The 22,479-nt window shown below is 61.7% G+C and carries 18 protein-coding genes and 1 pseudogene; 5 read left to right on the top strand and 14 right to left on the bottom strand.

The genetic code is table 11. The annotated features are described in order from the left end of the window. Window positions 1-857: 857 nt before the first annotated feature. Complete coding sequence (locus V9L18_RS01150) at window positions 858-3,215, top strand: glycosyl hydrolase (protein ID WP_337345337.1); 2,358 nt, start codon at window positions 858-860, stop codon at window positions 3,213-3,215. A 558-nt stretch (window positions 3,216-3,773) separates the two neighbouring features. On the opposite strand, the gene V9L18_RS01155 is transcribed toward V9L18_RS01150, so the two are convergent. The 5 genes from V9L18_RS01155 to V9L18_RS01175 all read right to left on the bottom strand — a co-directional run bounded on the left by V9L18_RS01155 (window position 3,774) and on the right by V9L18_RS01175 (window position 9,071). Next, window positions 3,774-4,031, bottom strand: a complete 258-nt coding sequence (locus V9L18_RS01155) for a hypothetical protein (protein ID WP_337345338.1) — start codon at window positions 4,029-4,031, stop codon at window positions 3,774-3,776. Between the two features lie 206 nt (window positions 4,032-4,237). Beyond that, the gene (locus V9L18_RS01160; protein WP_337345339.1) at window positions 4,238-4,618 is read right to left on the bottom strand and encodes a universal stress protein; all 381 of its coding nucleotides are present in this window, start codon (window positions 4,616-4,618) and stop codon (window positions 4,238-4,240) included. A 45-nt stretch (window positions 4,619-4,663) separates the two neighbouring features. Then, window positions 4,664-6,691, bottom strand: a complete 2,028-nt coding sequence (locus V9L18_RS01165; protein ID WP_337345340.1) for a tripartite tricarboxylate transporter permease — start codon at window positions 6,689-6,691, stop codon at window positions 4,664-4,666. 8 nt (window positions 6,692-6,699) lie between these two features. Further along, complete coding sequence (locus V9L18_RS01170; protein WP_337345341.1) at window positions 6,700-7,908, bottom strand: Bug family tripartite tricarboxylate transporter substrate binding protein; 1,209 nt, start codon at window positions 7,906-7,908, stop codon at window positions 6,700-6,702. 83 nt (window positions 7,909-7,991) lie between these two features. Then, on the bottom strand, window positions 7,992-9,071 hold the full coding sequence (locus tag V9L18_RS01175) for a PrpF domain-containing protein (protein ID WP_337345342.1): 1,080 nt from the start codon (window positions 9,069-9,071) through the stop codon (window positions 7,992-7,994). 277 nt (window positions 9,072-9,348) lie between these two features. On the opposite strand from V9L18_RS01175, the gene V9L18_RS01180 reads away from it, so the two are divergent. Both V9L18_RS01180 and V9L18_RS01185 read left to right on the top strand, forming a co-directional pair. Next, window positions 9,349-10,263 (top strand): LysR family transcriptional regulator, encoded by a 915-nt coding sequence (locus V9L18_RS01180; protein ID WP_337345343.1) that lies wholly within the window; start codon window positions 9,349-9,351, stop codon window positions 10,261-10,263. Window positions 10,264-10,362: 99 nt separating this feature from the next. Further along, window positions 10,363-11,565 (top strand): MFS transporter, encoded by a 1,203-nt coding sequence (locus V9L18_RS01185; protein ID WP_337345344.1) that lies wholly within the window; start codon window positions 10,363-10,365, stop codon window positions 11,563-11,565. A gap of 139 nt (window positions 11,566-11,704) precedes the next feature. Here V9L18_RS01185 and V9L18_RS01190 read toward each other — a convergent pair whose 3' ends face one another. Then, window positions 11,705-12,457, bottom strand: a complete 753-nt coding sequence (locus V9L18_RS01190; protein WP_337345345.1) for an amidohydrolase family protein — start codon at window positions 12,455-12,457, stop codon at window positions 11,705-11,707. Between the two features lie 115 nt (window positions 12,458-12,572). On the opposite strand from V9L18_RS01190, the pseudogene V9L18_RS01195 reads away from it, so the two are divergent. Then, window positions 12,573-12,764: pseudogene (locus V9L18_RS01195) on the top strand (Ldh family oxidoreductase); the annotation flags it as partial. Window positions 12,765-12,905: 141 nt separating this feature from the next. Here V9L18_RS01195 and V9L18_RS01200 read toward each other — a convergent pair. From V9L18_RS01200 to V9L18_RS01235, 8 genes are all read right to left on the bottom strand, one after another. Then, on the bottom strand, window positions 12,906-13,352 hold the full coding sequence (locus tag V9L18_RS01200; RefSeq protein WP_337345346.1) for a VOC family protein: 447 nt from the start codon (window positions 13,350-13,352) through the stop codon (window positions 12,906-12,908). 29 nt (window positions 13,353-13,381) lie between these two features. Continuing rightward, window positions 13,382-14,245, bottom strand: coding sequence for a sugar phosphate isomerase/epimerase family protein (locus V9L18_RS01205; RefSeq protein ID WP_337345347.1), 864 nt, complete (start codon window positions 14,243-14,245; stop codon window positions 13,382-13,384). Between the two features lie 235 nt (window positions 14,246-14,480). After that, the gene (locus V9L18_RS01210; RefSeq protein ID WP_337345348.1) at window positions 14,481-15,716 is read right to left on the bottom strand and encodes an MFS transporter; all 1,236 of its coding nucleotides are present in this window, start codon (window positions 15,714-15,716) and stop codon (window positions 14,481-14,483) included. A 312-nt stretch (window positions 15,717-16,028) separates the two neighbouring features. Next, a complete protein-coding gene (locus V9L18_RS01215; RefSeq protein ID WP_337345349.1) occupies window positions 16,029-16,607 on the bottom strand; it encodes a flavin reductase family protein in 579 nt (192 codons plus the stop codon). Window positions 16,608-16,810: 203 nt separating this feature from the next. Next, window positions 16,811-17,659 (bottom strand): catechol 1,2-dioxygenase, encoded by an 849-nt coding sequence (gene catA, locus V9L18_RS01220; RefSeq protein WP_337345350.1) that lies wholly within the window; start codon window positions 17,657-17,659, stop codon window positions 16,811-16,813. A 166-nt stretch (window positions 17,660-17,825) separates the two neighbouring features. Next, a complete protein-coding gene (gene catC / locus V9L18_RS01225; protein ID WP_337345351.1) occupies window positions 17,826-18,104 on the bottom strand; it encodes a muconolactone Delta-isomerase in 279 nt (92 codons plus the stop codon). A 50-nt stretch (window positions 18,105-18,154) separates the two neighbouring features. Then, window positions 18,155-19,255: a mandelate racemase/muconate lactonizing enzyme family protein gene (locus V9L18_RS01230; RefSeq protein ID WP_337345352.1), complete on the bottom strand. Its 1,101-nt coding sequence runs from the start codon at window positions 19,253-19,255 to the stop codon at window positions 18,155-18,157. Beyond that, window positions 19,252-20,163 (bottom strand): LysR substrate-binding domain-containing protein, encoded by a 912-nt coding sequence (locus V9L18_RS01235; RefSeq protein ID WP_337345353.1) that lies wholly within the window; start codon window positions 20,161-20,163, stop codon window positions 19,252-19,254. Before V9L18_RS01235 ends, V9L18_RS01230 begins: the two co-directional genes overlap by 4 nt. Before the next feature lie 584 nt (window positions 20,164-20,747). Between V9L18_RS01235 and betA the strand changes: the two genes are divergently transcribed. Further along, on the top strand, window positions 20,748-22,460 hold the full coding sequence (gene betA / locus V9L18_RS01240; RefSeq protein WP_337345354.1) for a choline dehydrogenase: 1,713 nt from the start codon (window positions 20,748-20,750) through the stop codon (window positions 22,458-22,460). Window positions 22,461-22,479 lie beyond the last annotated feature (19 nt).

Consider the following 22,479-nt stretch of genomic DNA (forward strand, 5'->3'; position numbering starts at 1 on the left):
TAATCGTTCCCGGAAATCGCTAGCTGCTTTCTGCGAATACCCGTGATCACTCCACTCCTTGGACCTCATCGCGGATCCCCAGTCAACAGTACCCACGGGGACGCGCTCAGCACTGAGATGAAAGAGATGCATCACGTGCACCTGATGAGTAGAAATAAAATGGGGAAGCAGTAGCAACCTCGGGGTTACCGGCACTTGGGTGGAATTGGAGCCGGGAGAAACGGGGTTGTTTATGCCCCGCTCATGCCTCCCTGCTGCAGTGATGGGTACAGAGTGAGGACATGGTCCGTTGCCCACCCCTGCTACGGGAAGCATCGTCCTTATGCCCATGAAGGTGTCGGTGCCGGACCAAACTATTGAAGGCCAGCTTGCACGGGCACTACATTGGCCGCCCCAATTCAGTTAATCGTCTGATCTCGGTCCATGCTCGTGGAGTGCCTCAATCTGAAATATGGACGACGGTTGGGGGTCGCTTCCACCTTCGCTCACCGGATGCTTCCATCCCCAACACCTCTCGCCCGCCCGGATCGGGCGCTCCGCTACGAATCTTGCAGAGCATGACTACAACCAACGCCATGCCTTTTTCTCATGGGAGGGCCCAACGAATTCAACACCGGTCTCAGGATTTACTTTACGAAGTTAACTTAATCACATACTGTTGTGCGTCAGTGATGCACTGAGGCGTCACGGAAGAGATGGGATTCGCGTTGATAAGCTCAGGTCAACTTTTAAGCCGTCTTAGACGAGGCGGCGCGACACTACTTATAGCCGCATTAGCAGCTTCTACCACTGGCACCGCTTTTGCCGCGCCTCCATCAGGGTCCGAACGCACAGGCGCACCGGAACGACTGTCCCTCGTGGACCCGGAGGCAAACTCGCGCACAGCGTCACTTTTCGGATACCTGCGCTCCCAGCAGGGCAACGGCATCCTTTTTGGGCACCAGCAGGACACTGAATTTGGCGTCACCTTTCCTGCAGAAAGCGCAGACGGTGTGCTGTCGGACGTGCAGGCGGCTACCGGCGACTACCCAGCTGTATTCGGTTGGGACTTTGGCCACCACGGATATGGCTCGGCACCAGGCAGTCCGACGCCCGAGGAGAACTTCGCGCACACAGTCAAGCTGGTCAAGGCAGCCGACCGGATCGGCGGCATTCAAACCTTTTCCGCACACATGGACAACTTTGTTACCGGCGGGCCATTTGACGATACAGACGGTGGGGTAGTCCCACGAATAATGCCTGGCGGGGATAAGAACCAAGCCTTCACGGATTACCTGGACAGGGTGGCCCGCATTGCACATGCCGCTGTCGATGACAATGGGACTGCCATTCCTATCGTCTTCCGCCCGTTCCATGAGAACGCAGGATCGTGGTTCTGGTGGGGCGCCGCACACGCTTCCTCCTCCCAGTACATCGAGCTCTTCCGTTACACCGTGGAGTACCTACGGGACGTCAAGGACGTGCACAACTTCCTGTACTCCTACTCCCCAGGCGGGGGCTTCAGTGGAAAAAGCGATGTGTTCCTGCAAACCTACCCGGGTGACGCTTACGTGGACGTCCTCGGTTACGACAACTACGACAGCTCCGGTGGTTCCCAGCAGTGGTTGGACGGCTTGGTAGCGGACTTGGGCATGCTTGCGAAGCTGGCTGATGAACGCGGCAAAATAGCGGCACTCACTGAAGTCGGAATTAGCGGGGCACTGAAAGCCAACGGCCAGAACTCGGAGGTGAACTGGTACACAAAGCTCCTGAACGCGCTGAAAGCTGATCCTGGTGCCCGACGTATGGCATGGATGCTGACCTGGACGAACTATGGGACGGGCCAGTTCTTCGTGCCCTACCCGGCCACGGGTGACCTTGCTGAACACGAAATGCTCCCGGATTTCCGCGCTTTTGCGGCAGATGACTTCTCTGTTTTCGCTTCAGCGCTTTCCCGGACCGATGTTTGGCAACGCAAAGTCAAGACTGTGGAACATGCACCTGCGATGCATGTTGTTTCCCCCGTAGATGGTGCCAGAATCACTGAACAGGAAACCACTGTCCGAGTCCGTGTCACAGATGCAAAGGCCACCAGCGTCGCATTTTCCATTCCTGGTGATCCAAGCCTGCACCAGTTGACTTTCGATGCTGCTTCCGGATACCACGTTGGTACTCTGGCCGTCTCCGAAGCCGAGCTGATCAACAAGCGGACCACGCTGACGGTCACTGCCGGACTGCCGGGTAAAAAGGAACTGACTGCTGTCCAGCAGCTCGTTCTAGGGGAGAAACCCGCCTCGGCTCCCGGTGTCGTGGATGACTTCGAAGGGTACACCGAAGACAGCGAGCTGCGGGCAACGTACAGCGCGGTCGGCGCCAACAGCATCTCGCTTTCCAGCGACCCGGTGGGCAGCGGCACAAGAGCGCTGAAATTCGATTACGACTTCAGCCTGCAGAACTACACCGGAATCACCCGGCGTGTTGAGGGGGATTGGTCGCAGTTCAATGCGCTCTCGTTGTGGTTGCAGCCGGACGGGTCGCAGCAAAAGCTCGTGCTTCAGCTGGTCTGCGGCGGAGTCGCCTATGAGGCGTATCCTTCCCTTGCCGGCACTGAAGCGCAAAAGCTGACTATCCCGTTTGCGGACTTCAAACCTGCCCCTTGGGACACCGCCAACGCAGGCCGCCGGATCACTGCCCAGGACTTGAAGGACCTTTCCCAGTTCAACATCTTCATCAATCAGGCTCCGGAGGGGACCACCACCAGTGGGACCTTCTACCTGGACGACCTGCGGGCGGGGGAGCCGAACAGCACTGTCGACGATGCCGTCGTGGTCGCCGACTTCGACAACGGCGCTGAGGGTTGGAATGTTGCGTCGTGGGAAACCAATGGCGGAACCGTTTCGGCTGCCGACGGTCGGCTGGTCGTCGACGCAGGCTCAGGCGGCAATTGGGTAACCTGGTCCGGCGGTCTCGACCTCGCCGGGCGCACGCAGCTACTGTTGGACGTTCCGGTTACCGTCGGCACGGGTACGAAGGCGGCTCTGCAACTGGGACCCAATTGGACCTGGTGCGAGACCGACACCGAATGGATTGACGGGCCCCGCACCGGGACCTCTGCCGTCGCCATTGACCTGACGACCCTTAGCGCTGACTGCCAGTCGATGCTCGGGGACGTGCGTGGCCTTAACGTTCATCTCGATGAAGGCCACCACGAGGTGGACTCGGTCACCGTGCGCTGATCTGAACGCGATGGCGGTCGTCTGTCCTAGGCGACCGCCATCAAACCCAGTAGACCAAAGAGAACCGTACACGGCACCCCGGACGGTTTGAAGACCGTGAACGCGTCTGGGCGCATTACCCGGATCCAAGCCGATGGAGGCAGGACAAGTCTTGTTGCGACCTATGAGAATTGCCCCAGTTGTGGGGGGGCAGCAAAAATTGATTCCGCCGCTTTTGCAGTCCACGCAAGGCGACGCCGCGAATGGACCCTTTCTGCGGCCACTCTCTAAACACCAAGAATGGATATTCCGTCAACCCGGCTCGACCGGGCGAGAGAGTGCTTGCTGATCACGCGGCCGGAACTGGTGGGAACTCTGATCCGTCCATGGCTGGGGGCAATTCAGGTTATCCACGGCTGGAAGTAGGAGCCGCTGGGGTAGCTCCCCCCTTGGCAGCAGTAGCGGTGGACAACCTATGAGAATTGTCCCCGGCTGCGGGGGCCGCAGCGTCCTTCTTAGTGGTGGAGCGAAGTACACTTCCCAATGCCAGGTTGGGGTGTTATCTCACCTGTTGTCGGCTCAGCTTTGCTTGACTGGTCGCCGGTACACGCGCAGTCCGTCGCTGTGCAGGAACAGTGCCCGGCCCTTTCCGTCGTCCTGCTGAAGCCAGAGGACGCTGCCGTCCATGGCGAGCATATCGATGCAGCCTGAGGTAATGACTTGTCCGTGATTGTGGATCTCTACTTGGTCGGCCCGGGAAAGTGTGGACCAGTTGGGAATGGGTTCGGGCCTCGGGGACCCGGTGTGGTGCGTGATTTTGCGAGAGCGGCTGTTCATTTCGGTTGTCCTTAATCTGGGGCGGTTCGGGCGAATAGTTCTTCTGGTAGTTATGGGAGGAGGCAGGGTGACCGTTTGGTCACCCTGCCTCCGTTTGCGTGCTGCGGCTGTCCTCGCGCCCGTCCGTCGGGCTTACCTGTTGCGATGGAGTGCGGGAACGGCAGCACACGCGCCGGACAATGTGTCCGGCAGTCAGTAGCGCCGGGTCAGAGTTTGTCGGCCCGGACTGCGAGTACCGGACACGTCGCATCCAGCAGGATGCGCTGGACGGTGCTTCCCAGGATGAGCTTGCCCACCATCGACCGGTGCCTCAGCCCAATGACAATCACTTCGACGTTGCGGTCCTGTGCGATCTGGATGACCGCGTCCCCCGGATCGGCCAGGATAGAGGATTCGAGGGTCAAGGCCAGGCCGGCCTTGGTCAGTTGGCTCTCCAGCTCCTGCAGTTCCTGTGCGTCCAGGTCGTGGTGGCCGCGGCCGATATTGACGATGAGCAGGTCTGACTTCCGCCGGTGGGCTTCCTTGATCCCCTCGGTCAGTGCCTCCCTGCCTTCGGGGGCGGATGCGTAGGCTACGAGTATCGTCATTTTCTTTGATTCTCCAATGGCGTTCTATTTACGGGGTGTCCGGTGCTAGACGAGGGTGTTGAGCCAGCCCTGCGGCAGGTCGATCGGCAGCAGCGAGGGCAGTGCCAGGAGCACGATGTACAGGACGCCGGTGTAGATGATAGCGACCTTGAGCCGTGCTCTTGCGACTATCAGGAGGAAGGCCGGGATGAAGATTGTGACTGCAATCAGGTATCCGAAGGCGGCCGTGAGGGCGAGGAATCCTGTCATCCATAGGAAGGTCTTCAAGGCGAACTTTGCGTCAACGGTCCAACCTGCTTTCGCGGGCTGTGTGCCAAGAATCCCCTCTGCCTCGTCAGAGATGGTTTGATCTGCATTCGGGGTTCTGGCGCGAAGCCTTCTACGGATCTCAATGAAGAGCAGGATGCCGGAGAAGATCAGGCCTGAGGTGCTCACCAACTGGGGCACCAGCCTGGCTTCCGGTGAGAACGAAGCGGACGAGATGAAGGCGGCCGCGAAGGCGACGAAGAAGATGCCTGATGCGGTGAGGGACCAGGTTGAATTCTTCAGCGGAGCTTCGTCGTCCTCGGGCTGTTCATCCCGGTGACCATCGTCAAGGTTGGTGTGTCGGCGGGCGCGGATGAACTTGATGAATGCCCATACCATCGGGAGGATCAGGATTGCCAGGAAGACCATGACGCCGGGGCGTGCCATCCAGTCGAATCCTTCGTAGAGGCTGTCGGTGAGGAAGTAGTAGCGTTCCAGTGGGATGGCCAGGACGAAGCCGATGAGGAACGGTGCCCGGGGGAATCCGGTTGATTTCAGCAGCCAGCCGAAGGCGCCGAGGATGATCATGATCCAGAGGTCGCCGAGCTGGCCGCCTTCCTGGAATGAGCCCAGGAGCATGATGGCTACGAGGCCTGCTGCCAGGACGGCGAAGGGGACCTTGGTCAGTTTTGCGAGCTGTTTGACGCTGAGGAAGCAGAGCAGTGCGCCAAGGATCGAGGCGATCGCGAAGGACCAGACGATCAGGTACATCAGGTCGAGGTGTTCGGTGATGATGGACGGGCCTGGCTGGATGCCGTATGTGAGGAGCATTCCCAGGAGCATCGCTGAGGGCACGCCGCCGGGGATGCCGAAGAGGAGAGTGGGGATCAGGTCGCCGGCTTCCACGGAGTTGTTGGCGCTTTCGGGGCCGACAATGCCGCGGGGGTCTCCCTTGCCGAACTGGCGCTTGTCTTTGGCGGTGGCGACGGCCTGGCCGTAGGCCATCCAGGTTCCAGCGGTGGCGCCGACGCCGGGCAGGACGCCTGCCCAGATTCCGATGAGTGCTCCACGGATGACCTGGCTCCAGTGGGTGAGCCATTCCCGGATGCCTTGTCCCCAGCCTCCGCCGAGGGTGATGTTTTCCTTCTGTCCTCGGCGTTGGCTGGCGCGGGACGCAATTTCGGCGAGTCCGAAGACGCCAAGGGCTACAGCTACGAGCGAAAGGCCGTCGCCGAGGAACAGGCTGCCGAACGTAAAGCGCTCCTCCGCCGTAGTCGGTGCCGTCCCGACCATCCCGAGGATCAGGCCAAGGAGGCCTGCCGAAACTCCCTTGATGATGTTTCCCCGTGAGAGGACTGCGGCCAATGAAACACCGAGGACGGTCAGCATGAACAGTTCGGGACTCGCGAAGGAAAGGACCAAGGGCCGGGCCAGTGGGATCGCCAGGGTCAGACCGACCGCGCCGATGATGCCTCCGGCCATGGAGGAGAGGAACGCCAGGGTCAGCGCGCGGGCTGCCTGCCCCTTCTTGGCCATGGAGTAGCCGTCGAGCATGGTGACGCTGGCTGATGCTGAACCTGGGGCGCCGAGCAGTACCGCAGAGACGGTGTCGGAGGTGTGAACGACTGCGAGGGCACCGATGAGGAGCGCCAGGGCCTGGGGCGGTTCCATGCCGAAAGTGATCGGCAGCAGGATCGCGACGGCGCCTGTGCCGCCCAGGCCGGGGATGAGGCCCATGATCAGACCGGCGACAGTGCCGATCAGGAGCATGATGAGGAGGGAGGGGTCAGCGAGGGATGCCAGCGCTGCCATTGCGGAGTCAAGCATGATGGTCCTTACTCAACGTGGATGTTGTATTTGCTCGCGAGCAGCCCTGTGACATAGGACCGGACGGAGCCGCTGACTTTGTAGGCGTCCCGGACGCGATCGGCCACTCCGGGGTCCGCAACAAGGGGGTAGCCGCCGAGCACTTTGGCGGCCTTCTCTTGGAATCCTGCGTCCATGCCGAGTTTTTCGCTGGACTGGCGCAGCAATGTGTAGGCGTTCTCCGGGGTCTCCTGCGGAACCCAGAGTCCTTTTTGATAGGTGTAGGTGAGACCGAGCAGGGTCTTGTAGGCCTCGTACTTTTCCCCTGACGGTTTCTTTCCGTGGAGCGTTTCGTAGGCTTCTGCGACCGTGGGCACGTCGGGAAAGTTCGGGTCACGGATGACGTCCCCGGCCTCGTTCAGCTGGCCGAAGGACATGAGGACGACGGCTTTGCCTTCCTTCACGATGCCGGCTACGGCTGAGCCGTAGGCTGAGGTCGTCTGGTAGTCCAGGTCGATTTCCCCGCGCTGCAGGGCCAGGTTGACCGGGCCTCGGCCTTCGAAACCGAAAGTGCTCGTCACGTCTGCTTCGAGCAGGTCGAAGGCTACCAGGGTAGTGATGTCCAGGCCTGTGGCGCTGATCCCGCCGAACTCAAGCGGCTGGTCTCTGTTGATCAGGTCCTGAATACCTGCAACCCCGGCTTCGGCCCGGGCATAAATGACTCCACCGGTGCCGTTCACAACTACAGGTTTGAGGTCTTCGAAGGAGTACTTCACGGCCGAGCGTCCCAGGACCCAGGGCACGACGGTGGATGCCGTGCCGACCAGGATCTCGGTGCCGTCGGTCTTGGCTGAGCGCGCGAACCTGTTGGTGCCCAAGATACCTTCGCCGCCAGCCTCGTTTACGGGTGCAAAACCGGGGCGGCCGGGGACGTAGTTAGTAAGTTCGGTGCCGATGAACCGGGCCCAGGTATCGGTTCCACCGCCTGAAGCCAGAGGAATCAGGAATTCGAGGGTTTCGCCGCTGAAATCGCCGTCTTCGGTGCTGGAGGGTGGGTTAAGCAGGCTCCCACCCAGGATCGTGGTTGCCGTTCCCAGCAGTGCGAAGGCTCCGACGGCTGTGAGGATCGTGCGCCGGGAGTGCTTGGGCGGATCGGGCTGTTCGCTTGGCTCGGTCTGCCCGTCGGTGCCTTCCGGGGAGAGTCCGGGCGGCTCCAAGGATGACTTGTTGCTCGTCATTGAGGAATCCTTAGGTAGGGCCTACCTCAATGCAACACCACTCCGGCGTCGATAGGAGGACAGGCTGTTTGTTTGTGTTCCGCTTACCAGGACTCTGGAAGCAGCAGTTCGGCGTCCGCGATGCGGCGGGCGCTTCGAATGGTTCCGACGACGGGCAGGCCGTCGCGATATTCCGCCCATGTCTGGACGATGCCGGCCGGGGTGCGCATGACCAGCCCTGAGGACGGATCAGTTGTGAGGAGGTCCCGGACCACGGTGCCTTCGTGCTGGGCGGCCATGGTGAGCGCCACGCTTCCCGTGATGGCCAGGGCAGGGTGGAGCCTTCCCATGGACAGCATTCTGACGTTGAGGTCGGCTTCATCGTCCTGGGACGCTTTGCCGACCAGGGCCAGCTTCGGTATCGCTCGAGCGGCCTCAGCGCGCGTGGCTGCAAGACCCATGCGCACGGCGGCATCTCTGCGGACGTCGTCCAGATGCACAAGGAGTGCAGCCTGGCTGTCGATGTCCGCGGCCGTCTCTTTGCCGGTAAGGCCGATGGACTCAGCGTCCAGAATGATCAGAGGAGCGCCGGCATCGATGAGAGTGGCTGGCACTTCCCGTCCGTCGAAGGTCACCTTGTCCAGCGGTTCGCCGGTAGGGAACAGTTTTCCGGTGGTTCTCCCGGCGGGGTCAAGGAATCCCAGGCCGACTGCCATTCCGGGGAACGGAACGCCGGGAATCATCTGGGTGCCCGGGTCCTGAAGTTCGCCGTCCGGCGTTGGAACCTTCTGCAGAATGAGCTGGTCTGTGTTGGTATTCAGGGTTCGGACCGTTGTGGTCTCCTGGCCGGGAGTCACCCATCCCCGTTGGATGGCATACGGGGCGACGACGGCGGAGCAGTTCCCGCAGTTGCTGCCCCAGTCCACCTTCTGCTCGTCGATGGCCACCTGTGCGAACGTGTAGTCGACATCGGCCGCGTCGCTAAGGGAGCGGGACAGGATGACTGCTTTGCTCGTCGTGGACGTTCCGCCGCCCACGCCGTCGATCTGACGGTTGTCGGGGCTGCCGAAGAGACGCAGAAGAACTTCGTCCACGCTCTTGCCCGGGACTTGGAGGTTGTCCCACTCGAACACCCAACACTTGCTAGTGCCGCCCCGCATCCACGCTGCTGGGATCTTAAACATGATTGCTTTCACACCTTCCTGGGCCCTTCTTTGGGCCTTGCAAGCCTTGCCGGCTGATCTAAGTGTGATCCGAACCTCAAATGAATTACAAACGCCAAATAATGCAGCTCTATGCACTTTTACTTCAGTCAAGGGCGTTAGAAATAGGGTTAGTAGCGACTCTTCATCACGATCTATGACATCTGGACCTGACTGACGCCCGGAATTCCGCTTTCGATGAAGCATGAGCCTAAGATTGTTTAGGGGGCTTAAGTAACACTTCAAAGGAGGCGCGGCTGTGTTGAACATTCGAAGGCTGGAATTGCTGTTGGATGTGGTCGAGCTTGGATCGATCACCGCTGCTGCAGAAAAGCATGTGTACTCACCGTCGGGAGTCTCGCAGCAGCTACGGCGTCTGGAAACTGAAATCGGGCAGCCGCTTCTTCAACGGCAGACCCGTGGCATGGTCCCCACCGATGCCGGGCACGTTCTGGCTGCGCACACCCGCCGTATCCTGCGCCAGATGGCCGCCGCAGAGGCGGATCTGGCAGAAATCGCCGGACTCCACCGGGGCAGCCTCACTATGGGGACCTTCCCCACCCTGGGCGGATCCTTTCTCCCGCTCGTGATCAGCAGGTTCAAGAAGGAATACCCGGCCATCGAACTGCACGTCCGAAGCAGCCGCTTCGAGGACTTAGTTGAAATGCTGGAAAACGGCCAAGTTGGAATGTCTCTTCTCTGGGACTACGAATGGAACCGTATTGACCCTGGCGACTTTGCGCTCACGACTGTCTTCGAAGACGCAACCGCACTCATAGTCGGAAAGGATCACCGGCTGGCGCGCCGTAAGCAGGTGGACATGGCAGATTTGGCCGCAGAAGAATGGATCGTTCGTGGTGATGCGCATCCTGTGGTTGAAGTACTGCAACGAAGCGCAAGCGCGGCAGGGTTCACTCCACGGATCGCTTTCCAAGCCAACGACTACCAGGAGGCCCAGGCCATGGTCAGTGTTGGCCTGGGCATCGCGCTTGCTCCGCGAACCGCAGTGGTGAATAAGCATCCCGGTGTCAGCATCGTTTCACTGGGTTCGAGTGCACCGTCGCGAAGGGTGCTCCTCGCTCACCGCCACGACAGGGTACGTGCTGCCGCGGAAATGGCCTTCCAAGCGACGCTCCTGCAGGTAGCCAAAGACACGACAGCGGACTTCCGGTGATGGGCTGCCTTCGAGAAGCCCAGTGCCGGCAGTGAGGCACTTCGTGTCGGCATCGCTTCTGTTGGCATCGGCTGACTTGGCCGCACCAAAGGGGGAGGGGTGAACGAAAGCCAGTCGATCCGTTGGTTATGGATGCTGATTGGAACCGCGGTGCTTTGCCAGATCGCTCTCAATCTGGCAAGGCCGCTCATCTCTTACAAGGTGTTGGCCCTGGGCGGAGACTCGGTTGCAGTCGGCTTGACCTCTGCCTCCTTCGCCCTCCTTCCGGTGGTGATCGCCCTCTGGCTGGGTCGAATGTCCGACCGCCGCACGTCCATGAAGAGCATCACCGTGGCCGGGACGCTCTTGCTCGCGGCCAGTCCGTTCCTGCTCTCGGCCGCCCCATCTCTTTTGCTCGTTGGTGTGGCCAGCGCGGTGCTGGGCGTAGGGCACCTGTGCTTCACGATTGCCGGGCAGTCCGCCATCGCACGATTTGTTCCGCTCAGCAGGATGGACGCAGCCTTCGGCTGGTTCACTGCGGCATTCTCCCTAGGCCAGCTCGTCGGTCCGCTGGTTGCAGGTCTGGCCATGGGAGCTGCAGGAAACGCACCAGCCGATACCCGGCTCATGGACGCCAACGCCGCATTGATACTCGCCGGGGCAATAGCGGTCCTGGCCATCCCGGTCGCTTTCGGGGCATCAACGAAGCAACGTGCCAACGCTCCAAAAACAGAAGCAGCTCCAGTGAAGGCCCCGGCCTCGAAGTCTGTGGCCCACCTTCTGGGTATCCCAACCGTGAAGACCAATATGCTCGCCAGCCTGGCATTGCTGGCGACAACCGACATCATCGTTGCGTTCCTCCCCCTCGTTGGGGAGCAAAACGGGATCGCCCCCATCGGAATCGGCGTCCTTCTGGCCATCCGGGCAGCCGCCTCGATTACGTCCCGACTGCTCCTGCCCATGATGCTGTTCCGGTGGAGCAGAACCGGGCTCATCACTGCCAGCCTCGTTGGGGCAGGTACCACCCTGGCGACCCTGCCGTGGCTGTTCGGGAATCCTGTCCTGGCGGCCATCCTCTTAGCCATCATTGGATTCTTCCTCGGTCTCGGACAACCGATCACGATGACGCTCATTACCCAGGCGGTTCCTCCTGACGCACGCGGCGCCGCACTGGCGCTGAGGCTCCTCGCAAACCGCCTCGGACAGGTTGCCTTGCCGATCGGGGCAGGGTTGCTGGCAGCTCCAGCCGGACCGGGGGGAGCCTTATGGATGTCGTCAGCAGTTCTCTGCGTTGCATCCATAAGATGGCCAAGGAAGCACTGAGCTGCCACCCATCAGAAAAGCTACCTTGGCCGCTGTCGGACTAGGGTTACTCCTCCAAGGACAGGGGGACGCTGTTGGCGCCCGGGCGGAGGCCGGCTGTTGAGCTCAACGACGGGCAAACCAACCGCAATGTTGGGGGCTACGCAGTCAAACCGTAAAAGCGTGCCGCGTTGTCGTAAAGGGCGAGGCTCGTGTCGTCAGCAAGAATGTCCGCAACGAGTTCCAGGTCGTCCCGATGGAAGGGCACTGGAGCCCTGGTGCTGGGGAGATCGGTTCCAAACATCAACGCCTCGGGGTTCTCTTGGTGGATCTCCCGAATAGTTGAAGTCACGTCCAGTTGGACCCGGCCGAAGCCTGTGGCCTTCACGCGTACGCCGCGGGACACGAGTCGGAGCAGGACATCGCGATGCACTGAAGTCATTCCTAAGTGGTCGATGCTCACCTTCGGAAGTGCTGTAATGACCGGTTCCAACTCGACGAGGTCCTTCGCGTCGAGATAGAACTCCGCGTGCATCCCTGCCACATCCCATGCTCGTCGCCCAAGTGAGGAAACACTTTCAATTTCTGCGGAGCCGCCCCGGTAGAGATTGAACCGAACGCCGCGGACTCCCGCTTCAGCAAGACGAAGAAGTTCCTCATCGCTTGTCGTCTCGGCAATATTGGCAACGCCCACGAACATCGGGCCAAGTGTTGCAAGTGCGTCGGTCAGATAGGTCTGGTCGAAGGCCTGGAATGAACCCGAAACCACTGCGCCGCCCGTAACTCCCAGGTCTGAAACGGCGCGCAGATAATCGGTCGCGGTGAACTCGGGCGGCAGGTATCCGTTGTTTCGCACGAGCGGAAAGCGGGAATCGATGATGTGGAAATGGCTGTCGAAGATCTGTCGAGTCACTGTGGTTGCCTCGCTTAGTGGATTGTGCGCCTCCAACCCTCATTCTGTCAGGTTGCCACATCCCTACTGAGCGACGACGGGACCAACATCAACGGCACAATCTTGGCGTCGGACGAGGCGCGCAGCGGCCGACGGGTGCGTGTCTATGCTGACCACCAACGCTTCCCCCGCCATGGCGCCCTGGGGCGGGCGCGAGAAAGTCATCGGCACGAATCCCTGGTCCATTGCCGCCCCCTATGGGGACACCGCCGTCGCCGTCGATATCGCCAACACGGCAGTCGCCCGAGGCAAGATCTACCTTGCACGCCAGCGAAGACCACGGTCGCGCGAGACCGTGGTCTTCGAGGCGAGCGCGTACGGGCTTCGGTCTGATCGCCGGCCGGTCGGCCGGCGACCAGGTGCAGAGTCACGCACTCGCCCTTTGACTGCAGACGAGAATTCGCCTTTCTTAGTCGAGTACCTCGACGAGCTCGAGAATATTTCCCTCCAGATCCCAAAAGTGCGCACACCGCATCTTGAGTTCGTCGTAGTCGGCGACATCCCAAGCGAACTTCACGTCGCGAAGTTTGAGCTCTGCAACGGCGGCGGCGCAATCGTCCACGGTGAAGGCCATGTGGAACGGGCCATTCTTAATGGCCATACCGGGCGGGTCACCCCACTGGGTTGATGACGGCGAGGATTCGTTCATCGAGACAAGCTCAAACGAGAATCCATTGACAGTCACGATCCGGACGTGAGCTCCAAGTTCCTCCGGGTCCCAGGCTCCGGTTACCACGGCACCGAGCTTCTCCTGGTACCAGGCAACCATTGCGTCCATATCGCGCACGGAGATCGCATAGTGGTGGCCACGGGTGACCTCGCCAAGCGGGTATTGCATTCGACCATTGCTGGACATTGTTGACTCCCTACAGTTTGGTGGGGTGATTAGGCGAAATCGGCGCTTCGTTTGAGCACGTCATTCATTGCGGTGAAACCGATCGTGGCTGCCTCCTCGACGGGGCGCAGCCAAACGTCATGCGGCGAGAATAGCTCTGCGTCCGCCCAAGTGTCGTAGCCGTGCTTGCGGAGTGCACCCAGGATTTCCACAGTTGGTGAAGCGCCCGTTCCCGGCACCAGGCGGTTGGGGTTTCCGGCAGGTGCCCGATCACACACGTGCAGACCGATGACGCGATCCCCGTGAGCCTCGATGTCCTCGAACAACGTGGGTGAATCCCCAGAATGCCACGTGTCGATTAGAATGCCAACGGCGTCCGCGACCCCAGCATCGTCGATAATGTGGGCCGTCTCAGCGATGGACTGACCCAGCGTGTGGATGATCGACGGGTGAATCGGCTCGATCGCGATTCGAACCCCACTTTTCGTCGCCACATCCGCGATGCGGCGCAGACCATCTCTCAGCGCAGCTTCAGCGGCTCGAGCGCTATCGAAGCCGTCCGGCGAGCCAAACGACACAGTCACGGACGAAGGCTTATACGGTCCGAGGCGCCGGACGGCGTCGCAAATCAGGCGGATACGGGTCTCGGTGTCCTCGGGACCTTCGAAGTCGATGCCCTTCCAGTCTCCCTTCGGCAACACCACTCCTTGCAAGGGCAGGATCGAGAGGACGCTTACGATGCAGTTCGACACCTCGAAGCCGTACTTGTCCAGCAGGCGGCGGTTGTTGTTGTCGTCTTCGGGCAGTTTCATCTCCAGAAGGCCAATGGCTTCGAACCCCGCTGCTGCATATGCGGGCAAATCCTCTTCGAATGTGGCTTGCATGGTCGAGATCTGGTTCATGGCGGGTTTCATGCTAAGACTTCCTTTCGCGGGGCCGCTAAGTGCCCGAGGTGGTGAACATAGATCAGATGTACGGAGCGTGAGCAGGACAGGTGACGGGCGCCGTCCCATTGCTGGGCGGGCTGGCCACCTATGCCTGGGAGCTGAACTGATAGTCCTTCACGCCGACATTTCCCTCTGTGTGGTGCAGCTGAACGAGACGCGAGCGGCTGCTGACACAGGTTTCCTTTTGTGCTGCTTGACGTAGTTATAGTGCGACGACGTACGAGTCAGCGGCGGGCGCTGAATGCACCTTCTTCGTTGCGATGACCAGCATGATGGCGCAGAGAATGACTAGCGCCGGGATGACCAGAAAAGCGAGGAATGTGCCGGTGACGTCCGACAATGCCCCTAGGATGATGGGGAAAGTACCGATCGCGATGCCCTGTCCAATTGAGATGCGCGACTGTGCCTTGGTTTCCTCTCCCGGAGAGACTGAGAACAGGGAAGCAGCTGTCAAGGGCTGCAGCGGGCCGATCCCCAGGCCGGCGATGAATAGTCCTACGACGGCAATGAGAGGGACGCTGGCAGTCCAGAAGATAAGCCATCCCAACGCAGTAACGCTGAGGGCAACCAGCAGCAAAGGCCTGAGCGTCCATCGCGTACTGAGACGCGATGAGATCGATCGGGCAATCAGTTCACCCAGAACGAGCGCGGAGGCCGAGGACGCGGCTGCCCCCAGGCTCATGCCAGCACGCTCCGAGAAGAGCGCCGGAACCCAGAACAGGGTGGAGAATTCCAAAGCGATACCGCAAATGCAAGCCACCCAGAGGAGCCAGAATACGCCAGTGGTTTTCGACGGGCGGGCTGCCGATGGGTGAGCGGCGCTTCGCAGGCGTCGTCCGTCAAGTGCACCTACTCGTGGCATCCCCGCCAGGAAGAGGCATGCGATCACGAGGAGCACAACGGTTGTGGAGATGCCGACCCTCCATCCCCATCCCGCCGAGATACTCAGACCAACGAGGAACGGTGATGCCAGGCCCGCGGCCGCCCCAATCGCGGCGCCCTCACTCAACGCGGCTGGAGCCATGGCCTGGTGATGCACTGCGAGGCCCGGGAGCACTGAGGCGATAATCAACTCGGCCCCGAAAGCACACACAAAGGTCGCGGCGACAGTCAGTGGGAAGGAAGAACTCAAAAGGAGCCCAATAACGCCAACAGTCAGGATGGTGCTTGCAGAAAAAAGGACCCTCTTGCGGCCCAAACCGGCTGTGGTTCGGTTGATCGCGAGTGCCCCCAGAATAAGTCCCAAGGCGAGAGCCGGTCCTATCAGCCCCGCTTGGCCATTTGAGATATTCTGCTCCTGGGCGATGATCGGAACGCACGGAGAGAATCCGAGCATGAACCAACCAAATGTGCAGAAGTAGGCGTATAGCGAATAAGTGACGCGGTTTCTCACGAATTTAGGTTTAGCGGAAACGGCGACGATGGGCTCAGCGGACATTGCCTGCTCCTGCCATCGTGTGTAATGTTTTCGTCATTGTCTTATCTCCTTTGATAGCAACAAACTTCAGAATCTGGATGAAAAAGGATGCCCAATTCATTCACGGGCACGCGCAAAGCACGCGGCCAGTTCTCGGGTCTGACTTTCACGCCTGACGGCGCAAGAGTGCACGAGCGATCGGAACGCCTTATGCAAGCGTCTGGAAAGAGCGCGTTGTGTTCCGGCTACATGGAACTGCCAGTCGCTGCCATCCGGCACTGAACCGACGGACACCGGCAGGCGGTCCGGCCGTGCTGCCGGGATAAATCTCGGCTAGGGGCTGCGCATCCGTGTGAAAGTACTGGAGCCGGCGAACCAGCCCGATTCGGGAGCGTCGCCGGGGTGGTCCCACGGAGCGCCCTCGACCAAGCGCCCGATCTCCCGGAAGTCCCCGCCGAAGAACAGGAGCGGCTGGCGATCGGTGATGTGCATGGCGACGACCTCGCCCACCACGACGATGTGGTCGCCGCCGTCATAGATATTCCAGGGCCGGCATTCAAGCGTAGCTGCATTCTTCAGCAACACCGGAACGTTGCCGGCGAGGGTCCACTCGGGCTCTTCGTCCAGCACCTTGCCGCCGAAGTGCAGCGCGACGTCTCTCTGCTCGAGCGAGAGGATGTTGATCGCGAAGGGGGTGCCTTCGAGGTACCGGGCGGCCCGTGAAGTACGGGTTAGCGTCACCAGGGCAAGTGGTGGGTCAACGGACACTGCGGTGAAGGCGTTGACGGTGGCACCGTGCGGGACACCGTCGGCCGCGCGGGTGGTGACCACCGTGACTCCGGTAGCGAACCTGCCGAACGCGTGCCGCAGGTCGAGGTTATCAACGCCGGCTCTGACTGCTCCCTGAGTCATCGACCTCTCCTGTCTGGTGTGGGGTTGTGTGAGCACTGAATGATGGGCTTTATCGGGCAGAAGGAGCGTTTTTGGCAGCGCGCCATCGCGGCACGTCTGCTGTGTGGATCGACGGCGGTACGGTGCCGCCGTGTGCGGTGTTTGGTTAGGCCCGTGGCCGTCCCCGTGCCTAACGAGTACCAGTCCTGGAACTGGTAGCGGGCTTAGTCCTCGGGGTCGAGGATGAAGTCGTAGGTGACTTCGCGGCCCTGGCCGTCGGCACGCCGGGTGGGGGCGAGGATGAGTTCGGGCTTGACGGCAGAGGCGATGTCGTCGCCAACGTGCTCGCCGCCTTCGAAGTAGAGCTGGGTGGTGATGGGCTGGTGCCCGGGAGCTGAAACCTTGAGGTGCAGGTGGGCGGGGCGCCAGGCGTGCCAGCCGGCCGCGGCGATGAGGGCACCGCAGGCGCCGTCGGTGGGGATCTGGTACGGCGCGGGCTGGATGGTGTTGATCTCGAAGTTGCCCTCGCCGTCGGCGATGACAGAGCCTCGGAGGTTCCACTCCGGCAGCCCCGGGGCGAACTGGGAGTAGAAGCCGAGGTCGTCGGCGTGCCACAGCTCAATCAGCGCACCGGCCAGCGGTTCTCCGGCGACGTTCTTCGCCTGGCCCTGGAAGAGCAGCGGAGTGCCGGGCTCATCCTCGCGCATCGGCAGGGTTGCCGGAGTGTTCTGTGTGGGCGCGTCCGGGATGTAGTACGGCCCCTCGATGGTGCCCTTGGTCCCATGCCGGTTGGCGTTGGCAACCTCCTCGACCGAATGCTCCACCCAGACGTCCAGGAACAGCGGCCATTCGCCGTCCTCGCCGACCTGGATGAGCCAGGCCTTGAAGGCGTTGTACTCGTCGTAACTGACCTTCTCGTCAAGCACGATGTCATTGACCGCCTTGATGAGCCGGCCGGCGAGGGTGTTCACTCGCTCCTGGCTCGTGCCAGTGGCAAGCTGCTTGTTTTCCCTGAAGCGGGCGGTGGCGCCAGCGCCCGAAGCGGCCGCAGTGGCATGTGTTTCCGTGGTCATGATGACTCCTTTGTCGATTCACGGTTGGGGTTCCGGACCGTTGTGCGCTGCATTGTGCTGGGCCTCACGTTCCTTGTTGTTTCAACAGTAGGCCCGGCATTGATTGTTGAGAAATACCTATCTGCCGCTGATTGAGAGGTGGGGTATATGAATCCGCATCCGACCGCTACCCGATGGCAGAGGGGTGCCTGGCGAGCGGAGTGACCTTGATGTCCATATACGGAAATAGCGGCAGGCCTGAGAGGAGGGTGTGTAGCTCGTCGTTGTCCGCGACGTCGAACACCGAGTAGTTGGAGTACTCGCCCACGATCCGCCACAAATGCGGCCAGCGGCCGTCGTACTGGAGCTTTTGGGAGTACTCCCGTTCCTCCGCCTTGATGGCGTCGGCGCGTTCTTTGGGCATGTCCAGCGGGATATCTACATCCATGCGGACCAGGTAGAGCATGAGATTCTCCTTGTTGTGTGGGGTTTCTGGGCAGGCGTGGGCGGGGCGGCCTAGTCCTGGCGGTACTTCTGCAGCTTGTCGGCATCGATGACAGCACCGACGCCAGGGAACTCACGGACCCGGATGGCGCCGTCGTTGATTTCGAGCGGCTCCGCGAGCAGGTCATCCGTCATGTCCAGGTAGTTGGAGAGCTCCCCGGCCCGCCGGCTGCTGGCCTCGAAGGCCGCGCCGAAGGTGACTGTGGCCAGGCTTCCGACTTGGGTGTCGATCTGGTTTCCCATCGTGACGTCCACACCCAGCCCCTCGCAGAGGCTGAGGATCTGCTGGGCCTCGGTGAAGCCGCTGCGGGCTGTTTTGATGCAGATGGCGTTGCTGCCGCCGGAGAGCAGCTCCCGGGACACGTCGCCGAGGGTGGGGACGCTTTCATCGCCGACGATGGGGATGCGTGACTGCTGCACGAGCCGGCGTCGGCCCAGGGCCTCACTGGCGTCGCACGGTTCTTCCAGCATGGACAGTCCCAGGCCTTCGGTTTGGCGGAGGACCTCCATGGCCTCGTTCGCCGTCCAGCCCCGGTTGGCGTCGAGGTAGATCTCGGTGTCCGCACCGAGGCCCTCCCGCAGCACATGGCAAGCCTCGACGTCCAGGGAGAGCGGCCGCCGGCCGGTCTTGAGCTTGAAGGTGTCGATGCCGTACGTTTCGCGGAACCCCAGCGCTTCCTCGAGGAGCTCGGCGGCGGGCTTGAAGCCCAGCATGTGGGACACGCGCATGCTGTCAGTGAAGCCGCCAAGCAATTTGTGCACGGGGGTGTCCAGGGAGATGCCGATGATGTCCCACAGGGCGATGTCCAGGGCCCCCTTGGCCGTGGGGTTGTTGATCGTGCGGCGGAGCACCTGCTGGACCTTGGAGCGGTCCATTGGGTCCAGCCCGATCAGCTGCGGGGCAAACACATTGGTCACCACAGCGACGATGGATTCCTGCGTTTCGCCGTACGTGTAGGGGCGTGGAGGAGTGTCGGCCACGCCGCAGATGCCAATGTCCGTATGGATCCTGACCAGCACGTGTTCCGCGGCCGCGACTTCTCCGCTCGCGAACTTCAAGGGACGGGCGTAGGGGATGGAGTAGGGGATGGCCTCAATACGTGCGATTTTCATGCGGAGATGTCCTTTGCGGCGGCTGCTGGCTGTGAAGTGGGGAGGGCGTCGAAGAGGCCCAGAAAGCTCCGGATCAGCGGTGTCACATTGTTCCGGTTCCATGCGACGGCGAGGTCAACCGGCGGCGGGTCCCGGAGCGGGCGGAAGGCGACGCCTTGGAATGAAAACATCCGGGCGGTCATGGGCACGAGTGCGACGCCCATGCCGGCGGCCACGAGCGAGAGCAGGGTGGATGTTTCCTTGGACTCCTGCACCAGGCGAGGTTGGAAACCGGCCTTGCGGCAGGCTTCAGCGGAGATGGTGTTGACGGCGGAGTGCGCGGAATAGCCTATAAAGTCCTCGTTGGCCAGATCGGTGATGTCCAGTGTGCCGCGCTCCGCGAGGGGCGAATCGGCAGGAAGCGCCGCCACCAGCTGGTCCTGTTCAAGCAGCCTCAGCTTGAGCTCGCCGGAGCGGACCGGCGGACGGAGGACTGCCACGTCCAGCCGGCCCTCTTCGAGAGCAGCCTCCATCTGTGGTGTCAGCATCTCGCCTTGCACGGTGATCCTGAGCCCTGGGAGGGTCCGGCGTGCTGCCTGAACGATGCTGGGCATCAGCCGGTACGTCGCCGTTCCGGTGAAGCCTACCCGGATCACGCCGGTGGCTCCTGCCCCGACCTGCTGGACGTCCTCCACGAGGGCGCTGAGGTCCTGCAGCAGCACGCGTCCGCGGTCCAGCAGGACTTGTCCGGCCGGGGTGAGCTCAACCTTGCGGGTGGTGCGCACCAGCAGGGGCGTGCCGAGATGCTCCTCGAGCTGTCGGATCTGCTGCGACAGCGGCGGCTGCGCCATGTGCAGGCGGAGGGCTGCCCGGCCGAAGTGTCTCTCCTCGGCCACGGCAATGAAGTACTTCAGATGCCGAGTCTCCATTGACGCTCCTGGCAGATCGAGGCAGGGCACGGTGCCATGCTCCGACCAGCTTAGGATCCCCGATTAGTAAGGGGAAATACTTATTTCGGATTCATTAGGACGAATCCGATACTAATCTTCCTGCACGGTCCGCGGGTAGTGCCGGGGGAGTGGCTCGCCAACGATGACTGAATCGATCGGCCCACATGCACCCGCGGACAGGACCGGTCTCCAAACGGCAGGATGAGCGAGCCATGTTACGCCCACGTAAATTTTGAACACTTGTCCAGTCGGGCTATTGAACACTTGTTCAAGGTGCACTATTCTGCATGAGTATGACCTACACCACACCAAGCGGACATGAGGGGGCGTCAACGCCGACCTCCCTTCGCGGCCCAAGGAAAATCCGGCGCGGCTGCAGTTCCAAGGGCACGTCGGAAACCTCCGCATCCGGCTAGGTAGATACCCTGCCGGCGCCGTGCGCCAGCAATTCCAAAGATCCAACAAAGAGTTTTCCCGGGCACCAAGAGGCATTGCCCGCTTCCGGAAGAAGGACGACCGCCCTCAGCGGCTGGTCGGCACCAGGTAGAAGGAGAGTTTGCAGCATGACCAAAACCCACTACGACTACGTCATCGTCGGAGGCGGAAGCGCAGGTTCCGTGCTCGCCAACCGGCTCAGCGAGGGCGGCCACAACAGCGTCCTGGTTCTTGAGGCCGGACGGAGCGACTACCCCTGGGACCTTTTCATCCAGATGCCCGCCGCACTGACTTTCCCCAGCGGCAACCCGCTGTACGACTGGCGCTACCAGTCGGATCCTGAGCCGTACATGGGCGGCCGCCGTGTGGCCCATGCCCGCGGCAAGGTCCTGGGCGGCTCCAGCTCCATCAACGGCATGATCTTCCAGCGCGGCAATCCCCTCGACTATGAGCGCTGGGGTGCCGACGCCGGCATGGAAACCTGGGACTTCGCCCACTGCCTTCCCTACTTCAACAAGATGGAAAATGCCCTGGCCGCGGATCCGGACGACGAACTCCGCGGACACGACGGCCCGCTGGTCCTGGAACGCGGCCCGGCCACCAACCCGCTCTTCCAGGCGTTCTTCAAAGCCGCCCAGGAAGCCGGCTACCCCCTCACCGACGACGTCAACGGATACCGTCAGGAAGGCTTCGCGGCCTTTGACCGCAACGTCCACAAGGGCCAGCGCCTGTCAGCTTCAAGGGCGCACATCCGTCCCAACTCCAGCCGGCCAAACCTCACAGTGCTGACCAGGGCGATGGTCACCAAGGTCAACTTCAACGGCACCACTGCCACGGGCGTCACCTACCGCCGCAACGGCAAGCTGCACACGGTCAACGCCGGTGAAGTGATTCTGTCCGGCGGCGCCATCAACACTCCTCAGCTGCTCCAGCTCTCCGGTGTGGGCGATGCCGAGCACCTCAAATCGCTGGGCATCAAATCCGTGGTGAACCTGCCCGGCGTCGGCGAGAACCTGCAGGACCACCTGGAGGTCTACATCCAGCACGCCTGCACGCAGCCTGTGTCCATGCAGCCGGCCCTGGATGTTTGGCGCATGCCGTGGATCGGCCTGCAGTGGCTCTTCGGCCGCAAGGGCCCGGCAGCCACCAACCACTTCGAAGGCGGGGGATTCGTCCGCTCCAACGAGGACGTGGCCTACCCCAACCTCATGTTCCACTTCCTGCCTGTCGCCGTCCGTTATGACGGCCAGAAGGCAGACGCGAAGCACGGCTACCAGGTGCACATCGGCCCGATGTACTCGGACGCCCGCGGCAGCCTCAAGATCAAGTCCACGGACCCCACAGTCCACCCGTCGATGGTCTTCAACTACCTCTCCACCGAGCAGGACCGCCGCGAATGGGTGGAAGCCGTCAGGATCTCCCGCGACATCCTGGGCCAGCAGGCCATGGGCCCGTTCAACGGCGGCGAGCTGTCTCCCGGCCGCAGCGTGCAGACGGATGCTGAAATCCTGGACTGGGTGGCCAGGGACGCAGAAACCGCCCTGCACCCCTCCTGCACCGCCAAGATGGGCCCGGAATCCGACCCGATGGCAGTGGTCAACCCGCTGGACATGTCCGTCCACGGCACCAAGGGCCTGCGCGTCGTCGACGCCTCCGCCATGCCCTATGTGACGAACGGCAATATCTACGCCCCGGTGATGATGCTGGCCGAAAGGGCCTCCGACCTCATCCTCGGCAAGGCGCCCCTGGCCGCGCAGCACACGGAGTTCTACCGCCACGGGATCAGCCCGCTGGAGCGTAACGCCGCTGATACTGCAGCTGCCCCCGCGGCTGGGGCCTAGGCATGATTGATGGACTGGA

Source organism: Pseudarthrobacter sp. CCNWLW217 (genome assembly GCF_037203985.1).
In the GTDB taxonomy this organism is placed as follows: Bacteria; Actinomycetota; Actinomycetes; order Actinomycetales; family Micrococcaceae; genus Arthrobacter.

Bases quoted from the DNA above. Each gene is read 5' to 3' on its own strand.
- V9L18_RS01155 (WP_337345338.1), bottom strand. From the start codon at position 4,031: ATGAACAGCCGCTCTCGCAAAATCACGCACCACACCGGGTCCCCGAGG.
- V9L18_RS01160 (WP_337345339.1), bottom strand. From the start codon at position 4,618: ATGACGATACTCGTAGCCTACGCATCCGCCCCCGAAGGCAGGGAGGCA.
- V9L18_RS01165 (WP_337345340.1), bottom strand. From the start codon at position 6,691: ATGCTTGACTCCGCAATGGCAGCGCTGGCATCCCTCGCTGACCCCTCC.
- V9L18_RS01170 (WP_337345341.1), bottom strand. From the start codon at position 7,908: ATGACGAGCAACAAGTCATCCTTGGAGCCGCCCGGACTCTCCCCGGAA.
- V9L18_RS01175 (WP_337345342.1), bottom strand. From the start codon at position 9,071: ATGTTTAAGATCCCAGCAGCGTGGATGCGGGGCGGCACTAGCAAGTGT.
- V9L18_RS01200 (WP_337345346.1), bottom strand. From the start codon at position 13,352: ATGTCCAGCAATGGTCGAATGCAATACCCGCTTGGCGAGGTCACCCGT.
- V9L18_RS01205 (WP_337345347.1), bottom strand. From the start codon at position 14,245: ATGAAACCCGCCATGAACCAGATCTCGACCATGCAAGCCACATTCGAA.
- V9L18_RS01210 (WP_337345348.1), bottom strand. From the start codon at position 15,716: ATGTCCGCTGAGCCCATCGTCGCCGTTTCCGCTAAACCTAAATTCGTG.
- V9L18_RS01215 (WP_337345349.1), bottom strand. From the start codon at position 16,607: ATGACTCAGGGAGCAGTCAGAGCCGGCGTTGATAACCTCGACCTGCGG.
- catA (WP_337345350.1), bottom strand. From the start codon at position 17,659: ATGACCACGGAAACACATGCCACTGCGGCCGCTTCGGGCGCTGGCGCC.
- catC (WP_337345351.1), bottom strand. From the start codon at position 18,104: ATGCTCTACCTGGTCCGCATGGATGTAGATATCCCGCTGGACATGCCC.
- V9L18_RS01230 (WP_337345352.1), bottom strand. From the start codon at position 19,255: ATGAAAATCGCACGTATTGAGGCCATCCCCTACTCCATCCCCTACGCC.
- V9L18_RS01235 (WP_337345353.1), bottom strand. From the start codon at position 20,163: ATGGAGACTCGGCATCTGAAGTACTTCATTGCCGTGGCCGAGGAGAGA.
- betA (WP_337345354.1), top strand. From the start codon at position 20,748: ATGACCAAAACCCACTACGACTACGTCATCGTCGGAGGCGGAAGCGCA.